We start from the raw sequence: 12,498 nt of genomic DNA, 5'->3' as shown, positions 1-12,498 counted from the left end.
TTATGACCTTTTTTCTTTAAGTATTGTAGTACTTGCTATCCCATATGGCTGCGCTGAAATTTTTACCTGATAAATAACCGTAATACATCACAGCAGCAACAACAGATTTAAAGACAAATAAGAAAACTATACCTGCATTGGCAGCTGTAGCTTTGTTTGAAAAAACTCCATCTGGAATGGCAGCAGTAATCAAAATACTAATAATAAACATGCAGAAAACGAAATTTTCAAAATCTCTTACAGGCCACATTAAAGCCCTTCTAAGAGGGTTAAGATCATTTCCCCATTTATGAATTAAATAGTAATAACCATTCCCAATTGGCGCAAAAAGAAGAGGGTCGTCGTAATGCTCCAGTTTAAAAAGCTTGGCAGGAGCTATAATTTTAAACCCTTTGAGGTTGGTGTTGTGCTCTTTTTCAAGCTGTTTTATTTTTGATATGGCTTCATAGGGCAATTCGCCTTTAAAAAGCTTTGTATCTAAAAACCGTAAGCGATAATTAACACAAGTCTTTTTGATTTGGCTTATATGATAAATTCGATCGGTCTCTAATAAGTCGAAGATAAAATCATTATAATCAGAATTGTTGTTGCTAGATAATGTCTTTAAAATATGTTCATCTTTTTTGTGATCGTCATTTAGAATAGCTTTTACTTCATCAATGATGTCATTTTCAACCTTACCTTTGCCTTTTAGTGCTTTTAGCTTTTCCTCAATATTAGTCTTTTTCAATAACATTTTCTTTTTTCTTAAAATTAAGCTTACTCTGTTATAGATGCAAAAATTTAACAGAAGTGTTTAAGTTTTTAGGTCAAAATTAATTGATATCATACTAAAACTTAAACAGTTCTCAAACATTGCTATTATTTGAAATTATTCTAAATAAATTATTGATAGATAAAATCTATAGAAAAATAAACATATAGTATGTCTGAGTTTTAGTCACTGCTCATTAATTTTATACTTTTAACCAAGTAAAATCAACTCTCTAAAAACGACGAAATATGGACAATAAAGGAAATTACAACATTAATAGCAGTGATGCTAGCCAATGCCCATTTTTGAGTGGTACTCAGAAAAAATCGGCAGGTGGCGGAACTCAAAATCGCGATTGGTGGCCCAATGAATTAAAACTAAATATTCTAAGACAGCATGCACCAAAGAACGATCCGATGGGTGAGGATTTTGATTATGCAGCAGCGTTTAATAGTATTGATTACGATGAACTTAAAAAAGACCTAACGAATTTAATGACAGATTCCCAAGATTGGTGGCCAGCTGATTATGGGCATTACGGAGGGTTGATGATTCGTATGGCTTGGCATAGTGCAGGAACTTACAGAGTAGGAGATGGACGAGGAGGTGCTGGTACAGGTACACATCGTTTTGCGCCACTTAATAGTTGGCCAGATAATGGCAACTTAGACAAAGCACGTTTACTGTTGTGGCCTGTAAAGAAAAAGTATGGTAACAAAATTTCTTGGGCAGATCTTATGATTCTTGCAGGAAATGTTGCCTTAGAATCAATGGGATTCCCAACATTTGGTTTTGCAGGTGGCCGTGAGGATGTTTATGAGCCAGAACAGGATATTTATTGGGGAAGTGAAACAGGATGGCTAGATAATGACGATAGATATGATACGAGTGACGGTGAGTTAGAAGGACATTTAGGTGCCGTACACATGGGATTGATTTATGTCAACCCAGAAGGGCCAAATGGTGAACCAGACCCTTTAAAATCTGCACACGATATAAAAATTACTTTTGGACGTATGGCCATGAATGATGAGGAAACAGTAGCTTTAGTTGCTGGTGGTCATACTTTTGGTAAAGCACATGGTGCTGCAGATGCAGATAAGTATGTCGGTGTTGAGCCTCATGGAGCTTCTATCGAAGAAATGAGTACAGGTTGGAAAAATACTTTTGAAACAGGTGTTTTACAACATGCTATTACAAGTGGAATTGAGGGTGCGTGGACGCCTGATCCAACACGTTGGGATGCTGATTATTTTGATGTGTTGCTCAACTATGATTGGGAGTTGACCAAAAGTCCTGCAGGAGCACACCAGTGGACTCCAACTGCAGAATCAAATGCACGTATGGCACCAACGGCTGATGGTAGTGGTAAACAAGCATTAATGATGACTACTGCTGATATGGCTTTAAAAATGGATCCAACGTATAGAGAGATATCAGAACGTTTCCATAAAGATCATAAAGCTTTCGAAGATGCTTTTGCACGTGCTTGGTTTAAGTTAACCCATAGGGATATGGGACCGATTGATCGCTATTTAGGTCCAGAAGTACCAAGTGAAGAACTAATATGGCAAGATCCAATTCCAAAAGTAGATTATACTTTAAGTGATTCAGATATTGAAGCCTTAAAGAAAATGGTCTTGGCTTCAGGCTTAACGGTTTCAGAATTAGTTAAAACCGCTTGGGCTTCGGCATCAACATTTAGAGGTTCTGATATGCGAGGAGGTGCCAATGGTGCACGTATTCGACTAGAACCACAACGCAGTTGGGAAGTAAACAACCCAGAAGAATTAAATAAAGTATTGAACGTTCTCGAAGGTATTCAAAACGAATTTAGTGGCACAGTTTCAATGGCAGATCTTATTGTCTTAGCCGGAAATGCCGCGGTTGAAGAAGCTGCGAGTCAAGGAGGTCATAGCGTTTCTGTATCATTTAGTCAAGGAAGAGGTGATGCATCTCAAGAACAAACAGATCTTGAGTCATTTGGATATCTAAAACCATTAGCTGATGGCTTCAGAAATTATGTGACTCCAGAATTAAAGCAAGTTGCCGCTGAAGATTTATTGGTAGATCGCGCCAATTTGTTAACACTTTCAATCCCTGAAATGACAGCTTTAGTTGGAGGTCTTCGCGTTTTAGGTGCAAATTATGATGGCTCAAATTATGGTGTCTTTACGGATAACGTTGGACACTTAACTAATGATTTCTTCACAAACATCTTGGATTTCACGTATACGTGGAGTGCAACTTCAGATGATGATACCATCTTCGAGGGAAGAGACCGTAGAACAGGTGCTGTTAAGTTTACAGGAACGAGAGCTGATTTAATATTTGGTTCTAACACGGAGCTTAGAGCGGTTTGTGAAGTCTATGGTGCTGACGATGGTGCGGCAAAATTTGTAAATGACTTTGTGGTTGCATGGGCAAAAGTGATGAATTTAGACCGCTATGATTTAAAATAGGAATTGATAAATAATCAGGTATGATCAAAGGAGGAATGTGCATAGTGTTGCGCATTCCTTTTTTAAACTCAAATTAAAATGAACGCACAAGAACTATTTTTCAGAACCATTCAAACTGGAAATATTGAAAATATAAAATTGCAATTGCAAAACAACCCTCATTTGGTCAATTCAGAAGATGCAAGGGGATTCACAACACTTATTTTTGCCACCTATTTTGATAAAGTGGACATCGCCAAAATTCTAATTGACAATAAGGCTGATATTAATGCTAAGGATGCTTCAGGTAATACAGCATTGATTGGCGTTAGTTTTAAAGGGAATATTGCCCTTGTAAATCTATTGATTGAAAGTGGGGCTGATATTGATGCTCAAAACAATAATGGCACTACAGCTTTAAGTTTTGCATCACAATACAATCAATTAGAAGTGGTAAAAATCCTATTAGCGCATAATGCCGACCAAACCATTAAAGATGCCAATGGAAAAACGGCTTTGGATTATGCTGTTGAAAAATCCTTTGAAGGTATTCAGGTACTTCTCAAATAGTGTTAGGCCAGGCGTCCTTTAATTTGCTTGATTTTTATTCTAAACGCGGCAAATATCAGGGTTGTAAAAGGACTTAGCCAATTAAATATAGCGTAAAAGAAGTAATCCGCTACGCTCACTTGTAACACACCAGCTTGGTAAGCGCCACAGGTATTCCAAGGTATTAGTACAGACGTTACTGTGCCGGAATCTTCTAACGTTCTACTGAGATTTTCTGGTGCTAGGCCTCTGTCTTCATAAGCATTTTTAAACATTTTCCCTGGTACAACAATCGCCAAGTATTGGTCTGATGCTGTAATGTTTAACGCCAAGCAACTGGCTACTGTACTTGCGAATAATCCAAATATGGATTTGGCCATTTTTAATAGGGATTTAGTAACTCTTGCTAATGCACCAATGGCATCCATTACACCTCCAAATACCATAGCACAAACTATGAGCCAAACCGTGTTTAACATACCATCCATACCTTTGGCCTTAAAAAGCTTTTCGTAAGCTTCGGGAGCCTCCAATGTTGTTTCTAAAGTTATCGCATTAATAATTGCTTGATAGGAAGATTTGAAATCAACGACTTCAGAACCAGATAAGGTCTTAATAATATCTGGTTGAAAAATTACAGCAAAAATACCTCCTAGAAGAGTGCCGATGAACAAGGCTACCAAGGGTTTCACTTTCTTTATTATTAAGATAATAACTACTATAGGGACTATGAAAATGAGCGGTGAGGTATTAAATTTTGAGCTTATTAATCCTGTAATCTCTGAGGTGTCAGTATTCCCAGATGTTGATTGTGTAAATCCAATAATAATGAAAACAATTAGTGTCACTAATATGGTCGGAACGGTTGTATAAGCCATATATCTGATATGTGTGAATAAATCGGTTCCTGCCATAGCTGGTGCCAAGTTGGTAGTATCGCTTAAAGGGGACATTTTATCACCAAAATAGGCACCAGACAGTACGGCACCTGCTGTCATGCCTAAAGAGATGTCTAGAGCTCCACCGATACCTATTAAGGCGATACCAACGGTTGCTGACGTTGTCCATGAACTTCCTGTGGCAATAGAAATAATAGCACATATTAAGACGCACGCTGCTAAAAATATAGTCGGATTTAATATTTGCAAACCGTAATAAATCATTGTGGGAATCACACCACTAATAAGCCATGTTCCTGCTAAGGCTCCTACCATAAGTAGAATTAATAAAGCGCTTGTGGTGGATTTTACATTTTCCGCAACCTCTTCCAGCATTCGTTTGTAAGAGACTTTATTTCTAAAGCCAACAATGGCGGCAACTGCGGCAGCAAAAATAAGTGCAAATTGATTCGGGCCTTCAATCGAATAATCTCCAAAAGCGACTAACACGTTGTATGCTAGTAGTATAATTAAAACTACCAAAGGAATTAATGCTTCCCAAATGCTTAATTCTTTATTATCAATTATTTTTTGCTCATTAACCTTAATTTCAGAAATGTTCTTGCCGTCTTGCATCTTAGTTCAGTTTAGTTGTGTAATGTTACGATTTTGTAAAGCGATTTGCAAATGCCTAAAGTTGTGTACTTTTACGAACACTAATGGATTCGTTAACTCAAATTGTTTTAGGTGCTGCTTGTGGTGAGGCAGTACTTGGTAAGAAAATTGGCAATAAAGCCTTATTATTTGGAGCCGTAGGTGGTACTATACCAGACCTGGATACTTTTGTTGGTGCTTGGCTTTACAACAATGAAATAGATGCCATGCTCTTCCATAGAGGATTTATGCACTCAATCTTATTTTCGGTTTTGGGTGCGTTTCTATTCGGTTGGCTAGCTTATAAACTTTACAATACAGGGAAGCGATTAGACACGACGAATCAAAGCGATTGGACAAAACTGTTTTTTTGGTCGTTGTTTACCCATGTGATTCTCGATAGCTTTACTCCTTATGGCACACAACTTTTTGCGCCGTTTTCAAATTATAGAGTAGCGCTCAATAATATTGCTGTAGCTGACCCATTATATACGGCTCCATTTCTTATATGTCTGATTGTTTTAATGTTTTATGATAGAACAAAATCTCGAAGACGGTTTTGGTTAAAAATGGGAATTGGAATTAGCTCTGCATACATGGTACTTACAATTTTTAACAAGATGTATATTGATTCTGTTTTCAAAAATACACTTATAGATAAAGAGATAAATTATTCTAGATTTAACACACAACCAGCAATTTTGAACAATATTCTCTGGTATGGTATTGCTGAATCTGATGAGTCCTACCATATAGGGTTTTATTCGCTATTAGATACATCCGATCGATTCTCTGACTGGAAAACGATTCCCAAAATACGAGATCTAAGCAAAGATGATTTTGATGATATAAAAGGTCTAACTTGGTTCAGTAATAACTACTATAATATTGAATCATTGGATAATGGTGACTATCTTCATAAAGACTTAAGGTATCCTATGGTGAAGACACGAGATGGTTATAAGGCGATTTTTAATCTTATGTTGTATAAAGATGGAGACCGATTAAATATGAAACCTTTTGAACCAGGAACGGACGATTTTGGTTTTGCCATAAATGCCCTTTGGATACGTTTAAAAGGACAATAAAATTATATGTCACTTCGAGTGATTTGTGGAGTACGAACAAATTGTATCGAGAAGTCTTTTATGTTAGTTATCGACACAATTCAGAATTACTCGAAGTAACCATTTTTTAAACCAATTCTTCCTCTAAGATATTTAATTCAATCATACAGGCTTTCATCATTTTATAGGTGCGTTCTATATCGGCATCCAAGCCAATTGAAAATCTAATTAATCCATCGCTTAATCCCATTTCGGCTTGCTCCTCTTCAGGTATCTCAGAAGATGTAGAACTTCCTGGGGCACTAAATAATGTCTTATAGAAGCCCAAGCTAACGGCCAAATAGCCTAAGTTGCGTTTTTGCATAAGCTCCATAAGCTCATTGGCTTTTTCCAGCGATCCAACATCTATGGTCAGCATGCCTCCAAAACCATATTTATCGTTCATCATGGATTTAAATAAATCGTGTGATGGATGGGATGCTAAACCAGGATAGACTGTTTTTAGTCCATCATTTTCAAATTTCTTGGCGAGGTATAAGGCGTTATGGCTATGCTGTTGCATTCTTACATGTAGTGTTCTTAGGTTTTTTAATACGGATGCTGATCGTAAACTATCCATGGTAGAACCTAAAAGCATGGCTGCACCGTCATTAACATTGCGTAATTGGTCAATAAGTTCTTGAGTGCCACAAACGACGCCTCCAACCGTATCGGAAGAACCGTTAATAAACTTTGTTAAACTATGAATTGCGATATCTGCACCCAATTTAACCGGAGAAATTGATAGCGGTGAAAATGTGTTATCCACCACGAGCTTTAAATTGTGCTTTTTGGCCAATTGTGCCAAGCCTACAATATCTGCGACTTCCAGCAAAGGATTACTAACTGATTCACAATATAGCACTCTGGTTTTTGGAGTAATTGCCGCTTCCACACGTTCTAATTTTGTGATATCAACAAAAGAGGTATTAATGCCTAATCTTGGTGCAAAGTTTTTTAGAAAAGCATAAGTACCACCATAAATGGTTCTGCTACTTACAATGTGTTCACCAGAAGCACAGAGTTGTAACAAAACAGGCGTAATGGCTCCCATTCCTGAAGCTGTAACAGTTGCTGTTTCAGTGCCCTCCATAGCCGCTAAAGCTTCGCCTAAGTATAAGTTGGATGGCGATGAATGACGCGAATATAAGTAGCAACCATCAGCATTGCCTTCAAAGGTATCGAACATAGTTTTAGCCGATAGAAAGGTATAGGTTGAAGAATCTGATATTGATGGATTCACACCACCAAATTCACCAAAATATTGTAAATCCTGAATGTTATTAGCTGGTTTAAACTTCATAATAAGCGTATTTTAATCTTATTACAAATTTCGTTATAAATAGACATAAAATCAATACATAATTGATTATTAAAAAAATTAATCTAAAAATTAGATATTGTTTAGAAAAAAAATCTATAACTTCAGCAAGAGAATCATTCAGACCGAAAATTTATTCACTATTATGTTAGATCTCATCGATAAAGCGCTGCTCAAATTACTTCAAAAAGATTGCAAACAGACTAATAAAGCCCTTTCAAATGCACTTGGTTTGTCTGTCACTGCAGTATATGAGCGTATAAGAAAATTGGAGAATAACGGAATAATCAGTAATTATGTAGCCTTGATTAATAAAAAGAAAGTCGACAAAGCGTTTGTGGCCTTCTGCCATGTGAAGCTAGTACAACATTCTCAGGATTATGTTATTAAATTTGAAAGGGAAGTTCGTAAATTGGAAGAAGTTTTAGAATGCTATCATATCAGTGGCGATTATGACTATTTACTAAAAGTACTTGTAGAGGATATGGAGGCGTTTCGAGAATTTATGGTTAAAAAACTTACAAAAATAGATCATATTGGCAGTACACATAGTATGTTTATGATTAATGAGGTTAAATGTACAACTGCGATTACATTATAATATGCAAAGTATTAGATATAGGCTGATAGAGTTTTTCATCATTTTTATTTTAATTCCCGTAAGTTTTGCTTTAAAGTTTCCTGTTTGGATTAAATTGGCCATTGGGCTTGCAGGTTTTATCTATGTAGCTTATGTATTGCTCAAAGTTGAACACAATAAATTCAAACTTAGGGAACACATTAATTGGACACAATTTTGGAGGCGCACTGCTCTGAAGTTTATTGCAATAGCTATAATTACTACAGTCTATATGTACTTAGTAGATGACGAAAATCTTTTTGTCGTTGTTAAAACAAAGCCTGGACTTTGGGTAATCATTTTATTTATTTATTCATTTTTTTCGGTTTATCCGCAAGAGTTAATTTATAGAACGTTTTTCTTTCAACGGTATGAGTCTTTGTTTAGGAGTCATGCACTTTTTATTATGGTAAATGCAGCTGTTTTTTCGTTGGCGCATATATTCTTCAAAAATACCTTAGTGATGATCCTAACATTCATAGGCGGAATCCTATTTGCATTAACCTTTAAGAAGACAAAATCCACACTTCTAGTCTCTATAGAACATGCCATCTATGGTTGCTGGCTATTTACTGTTGGTATGGGGGAAATGTTAGGGTTTCCATCATAATTTACATGCAGGCAACTATTGTTAACTTTTTTACGTCTATTAAGAAAAGCGATTACTTAATTTCAAAATAAATCTAAATGAAGCAACTTTTATTTCTACTTGGTGTAACAATAATACTAACATCTTGTGGTACCATAGTTAAACATAATGAAGCTGTAACAAAATTACACCCTGTCGAAGATTTGCATGACGATATAGATCAACTTTACAAACAACTTCAACGATTACATCCAAGATTGTATCAGTACACATCCAAGGAAACTTTAGATTTTAAATTTGATAGTCTAAAAAAAGCAATAGACCAACCAATGACCAGTAGGACTTTTCATAAAAGCCTAGCACAAGTCACTAAATATGTTGGTCAGGGCCATATGTCGGTCTCTGCACCTTCAACACGCTTTAACAGAAAAGAAAGAAAAGCGAGACGTGGCGCAAAGTTCGATATAAATAATTTGGATTTTGAATATTTGGATGATAGAATCATTGTTAGAAATGCCAGGGGAAAGGATTCCGTATTAGTAAATGCAGAGCTTTTAGAGGTTAATGGGCAAAATGCAATGGATTTGCATCAGCAGTTTAAAAAAACTGTGGCTTCAGATGGGTATAATACCACATTTCATAATCGTGTGGTAGGTTATAGATTTTTAAGCTACTATCAGCAAGCAAATGGGCGTTTTGACAGTATTGCATTAAGGTTTCGCAATCCGGACTCAACATTTTTAAAGACCTACAAGCGCGTTTTTAAATCTACTAAGAATCTGTTGAAAAAAGATTCAATAGCTAAGACTATACCTAAAGACACGCTCACAAAAACAGAAAAGAAGGCTAAACGAAAAATAGATAGGCTAAAAAGACGTCAGAGAAGTAAAGACCGAAAAAAGTATGGATATGATTTTTTAAACAGAACATACATCAAAAATCTTAGCTTTATAGGTGAGGACAGTACAGTTGCATTCTTAGAAATAAAATCTTTCAGTAAGGGTAGTAAATATGAAGATTTTTATGAAGAAGTGTTCGCTAAAATAGATTCGGCAAAATCGCAATATCTTATCATTGATTTAAGAAATAATTTTGGTGGTCGTCTTAAAGAGATAACATGTTTGTATTCTTATCTTACTGATGAGAATTTCGTGATGATTAATCCAAGTGAAATCAATTCGAGATCTCCATTTTTAAAGTACATGATGAGCAACGCCAGACCAACTAGCACAAAGATTCTTGCAGGTATATTCTCACCATTTATTTATGGTTATGATTTGTTTAAGACCAAGAAAGAAAAAGGGCAATTATACTACAGGTTCAAAGCCTCTAGGGAACAAGAACCAAAACCCAATAATTTTAAAGGCAAGATTTATGTTTTAATTAACGGTAATTCGTTTTCGGCATCTTCAGTTTTATCTACGAAGCTTCATGGCAATAAACAGGCAACTTTTGTTGGTGAGGAAACAGGTGGCGCTTACAACGGAACCGTTGCTGGGTTTTATAAAATCTATGAATTGCCAAATACAAAAGTTAAAGCAAGAATAGGTTTAGCACATATTGACGCTCCTAATAAGACCAAGCCTGATGGTTATGGGGTAAAGCCAGATGTTGACATTTTACCAACTTACCAAGATAGATTAAATCAGCTGGACCTTGAACTCGAATGGGTATTGGAAGACATCAAGAAAAAGTAAAAATACCATAACTTTAATAATGATTGTTAGATTCGTAAATCATTAAACTAAATTGTATTTTTGCAACTCATTAAAGTTTGCATGCGAGTACTTTTAGTTGTATTGCTTTTCATTTCTTTTGAAATTGCTGCTCAACAGCATCCATATGGTATAAAAGTAGGTGGGAATGTTGCTAATTTAGCTGGTGACGGAACAGACGATTTATCGTCCTTAATCAACTTCCAAGCCGGATTTTACATGGAAATAGAGCTGACAAAAGATGTAAAGGTGCAACCAGAATTACTGTTTACGGTATATGGATTTGAACTAAGCGAAGGGGATAATCCCAATGTAAGATTAAATTATGTTGTTCTACCAGTAATAGTAAAGTATTTTGTCTCCAATGCATTTAGTTTTGATGCAGGTCCGCAAGTAGGTTTATTGGTAACGGCCAAAAATGGCACAGGTTCTAATGCTGATGTAAAATCCGATTTTTTTGATAGGGATTTTGGAGTGAATCTTGGTGCCAGTTATGCAATTTCTAGTAAAATAGCGGCTTCATTACGATATTACTTAGGTTTGACCGATGTAACCTCGGCAGAAACCAAAAATCAAAATAGAGCATTTCAATTAGCGTTTCAATTTAAAATAAAATAAAACATATGAATTCATACGATGTAGCAATAATAGGTTCGGGTCCTGGTGGATATGTAGCAGCAATTCGTTGTGCGCAACTAGGCATGAAAACCGCAATAATTGAGAAATATTCTACACTTGGAGGAACATGCCTAAATGTGGGTTGTATTCCTAGTAAAGCCTTATTGAGTTCTTCACATCATTATGAAGAAGCCACAAAGCATTTTGAAGAGCACGGTATTGAGATTCCTGGTGATATTAAGGTCAATTTGGAAAAGATGATTGCTCGTAAGCAAGCTGTTGTTGACCAAACCACAGGTGGTATTGATTTCTTAATGAAAAAGAATAACATAGATGTATACGAAGGATTAGGATCGTTTATAGATACGACACATATTAAAATTGAGGGGAAGGATGCCGGAGAAATTGAAGCTAAAAATAGTATTATAGCTACTGGTTCAAAGCCATCTAATTTACCTTTTATTACGCTAGATAAAGAACGTATTATCACATCAACAGAAGCTTTGGAGCTCAAGGAAGTTCCAAAACACTTAATCATTATTGGTGGTGGAGTAATTGGTTTAGAGTTAGGTCAGGTTTATTACAGATTAGGAGCTGAGGTCACCGTAATCGAATATATGGACAGAATCCTGCCTACAATGGATGCCGGCTTATCTAAAGAATTGAATAAAGTCTTTAAGAAAGCTAAGTGCAAAATGATGATGTCTCACAAGGTGCAGTCTGTAGAGCGAAATGGTGATGAAGTTGTTGTAAAAGCCGAAAACAAAAAAGGAGAGGTAGTTGAGTTTAAAGGAGACTATTGTTTGGTATCCGTAGGTCGTCGTCCTTATACGGATGGCTTAAATGCTGAAGCTGCAGGCGTAAAGGTTAATGATAGAGGACAGGTTGAGGTCAATGAACATTTACAAACCAACGTTCCTAACATCTATGCCATTGGAGATGTCATTAGAGGTGCTATGTTGGCTCATAAGGCTGAAGAAGAAGGTGTATTTGTTGCTGAAACCCTAGCCGGACAAAAGCCACATATTGATTATAACTTGATCCCAGGAGTGGTTTACACTTGGCCAGAAGTTGCGGCGGTTGGTAAAACAGAGGAAGAGTTGAAAGCTGATAATGTGGAGTATAAAGTGGGTCAGTTTCCTTTTAGGGCATTAGGTAGAGCAAGAGCAAGTGGCGATACGGATGGTTTCGTGAAAATTTTAGCCGACAAAACTACGGATGAAGTTCTAGGCGTGCATATGATCGGAGCACGTT

Annotated in this window: 11 protein-coding genes; 8 read left to right on the top strand and 3 right to left on the bottom strand. The window is 36.3% G+C overall.

Annotated features, from left to right (window positions below; all coding sequences use genetic code 11):
• Positions 1-16: 16 nt before the first annotated feature.
• Complete coding sequence (locus Q0992_RS11200) at positions 17-736, bottom strand: hypothetical protein (protein WP_299523997.1); 720 nt, start codon at positions 734-736, stop codon at positions 17-19.
• Positions 737-1,002: 266 nt separating this feature from the next.
• On the opposite strand from Q0992_RS11200, the gene katG reads away from it, so the two are divergent.
• Positions 1,003-3,216, top strand: coding sequence for a catalase/peroxidase HPI (gene katG, locus Q0992_RS11195; RefSeq protein WP_299523994.1), 2,214 nt, complete (start codon positions 1,003-1,005; stop codon positions 3,214-3,216).
• Between the two features lie 78 nt (positions 3,217-3,294).
• Entirely contained in the window at positions 3,295-3,765 is a 471-nt protein-coding gene (locus Q0992_RS11190) for an ankyrin repeat domain-containing protein (RefSeq protein ID WP_299523990.1), read from the top strand.
• Positions 3,766-3,767: 2 nt separating this feature from the next.
• On the opposite strand, the gene nhaC is transcribed toward Q0992_RS11190, so the two are convergent.
• The gene (nhaC, locus tag Q0992_RS11185) at positions 3,768-5,258 is read right to left on the bottom strand and encodes a Na+/H+ antiporter NhaC (RefSeq protein ID WP_299523987.1); all 1,491 of its coding nucleotides are present in this window, start codon (positions 5,256-5,258) and stop codon (positions 3,768-3,770) included.
• A gap of 83 nt (positions 5,259-5,341) precedes the next feature.
• Between nhaC and Q0992_RS11180 the strand changes: the two genes are divergently transcribed.
• Positions 5,342-6,364, top strand: a complete 1,023-nt coding sequence (locus tag Q0992_RS11180) for a metal-dependent hydrolase (protein ID WP_299523984.1) — start codon at positions 5,342-5,344, stop codon at positions 6,362-6,364.
• Between the two features lie 106 nt (positions 6,365-6,470).
• Here the strand turns inward: Q0992_RS11180 and Q0992_RS11175 are convergent, their stop codons facing one another.
• Positions 6,471-7,685, bottom strand: a complete 1,215-nt coding sequence (locus Q0992_RS11175) for an aminotransferase class I/II-fold pyridoxal phosphate-dependent enzyme (RefSeq protein ID WP_299523982.1) — start codon at positions 7,683-7,685, stop codon at positions 6,471-6,473.
• 160 nt (positions 7,686-7,845) lie between these two features.
• On the opposite strand from Q0992_RS11175, the gene Q0992_RS11170 reads away from it, so the two are divergent.
• The 5 genes from Q0992_RS11170 to lpdA form a co-directional block, all read left to right on the top strand.
• A complete protein-coding gene (locus tag Q0992_RS11170; protein WP_299524080.1) occupies positions 7,846-8,304 on the top strand; it encodes an Lrp/AsnC family transcriptional regulator in 459 nt (152 codons plus the stop codon).
• 1 nt (position 8,305) lies between these two features.
• Positions 8,306-8,932 (top strand): CPBP family intramembrane glutamic endopeptidase, encoded by a 627-nt coding sequence (locus tag Q0992_RS11165; RefSeq protein WP_299523979.1) that lies wholly within the window; start codon positions 8,306-8,308, stop codon positions 8,930-8,932.
• 77 nt (positions 8,933-9,009) lie between these two features.
• On the top strand, positions 9,010-10,608 hold the full coding sequence (locus tag Q0992_RS11160; protein ID WP_299523977.1) for a S41 family peptidase: 1,599 nt from the start codon (positions 9,010-9,012) through the stop codon (positions 10,606-10,608).
• A gap of 60 nt (positions 10,609-10,668) precedes the next feature.
• Positions 10,669-11,244: a porin family protein gene (locus tag Q0992_RS11155; RefSeq protein ID WP_299523974.1), complete on the top strand. Its 576-nt coding sequence runs from the start codon at positions 10,669-10,671 to the stop codon at positions 11,242-11,244.
• Between the two features lie 5 nt (positions 11,245-11,249).
• Positions 11,250-12,498 (top strand): dihydrolipoyl dehydrogenase (gene lpdA, locus Q0992_RS11150; RefSeq protein ID WP_299523972.1); only part of this gene is annotated, 1,249 nt, incomplete at its 3' end.

This window comes from Winogradskyella sp. (genome assembly GCF_028289625.1).
Classification (GTDB): domain Bacteria; phylum Bacteroidota; class Bacteroidia; order Flavobacteriales; family Flavobacteriaceae; genus Winogradskyella.
This window is presented reverse-complemented; position numbering and strand designations above follow the sequence as displayed.

What these genes read in the sequence shown, in the direction of transcription:
- Q0992_RS11175 (WP_299523982.1), bottom strand. Translation starts at nt 7,685, where the DNA reads ATGAAGTTTAAACCAGCTAATAACATTCAGGATTTACAATATTTTGGT.
- nhaC (WP_299523987.1), bottom strand. Translation starts at nt 5,258, where the DNA reads ATGCAAGACGGCAAGAACATTTCTGAAATTAAGGTTAATGAGCAAAAA.
- Q0992_RS11200 (WP_299523997.1), bottom strand. Translation starts at nt 736, where the DNA reads ATGTTATTGAAAAAGACTAATATTGAGGAAAAGCTAAAAGCACTAAAA.
- Q0992_RS11190 (WP_299523990.1), top strand. Translation starts at nt 3,295, where the DNA reads ATGAACGCACAAGAACTATTTTTCAGAACCATTCAAACTGGAAATATT.
- Q0992_RS11165 (WP_299523979.1), top strand. Translation starts at nt 8,306, where the DNA reads ATGCAAAGTATTAGATATAGGCTGATAGAGTTTTTCATCATTTTTATT.
- katG (WP_299523994.1), top strand. Translation starts at nt 1,003, where the DNA reads ATGGACAATAAAGGAAATTACAACATTAATAGCAGTGATGCTAGCCAA.
- Q0992_RS11180 (WP_299523984.1), top strand. Translation starts at nt 5,342, where the DNA reads ATGGATTCGTTAACTCAAATTGTTTTAGGTGCTGCTTGTGGTGAGGCA.
- Q0992_RS11160 (WP_299523977.1), top strand. Translation starts at nt 9,010, where the DNA reads ATGAAGCAACTTTTATTTCTACTTGGTGTAACAATAATACTAACATCT.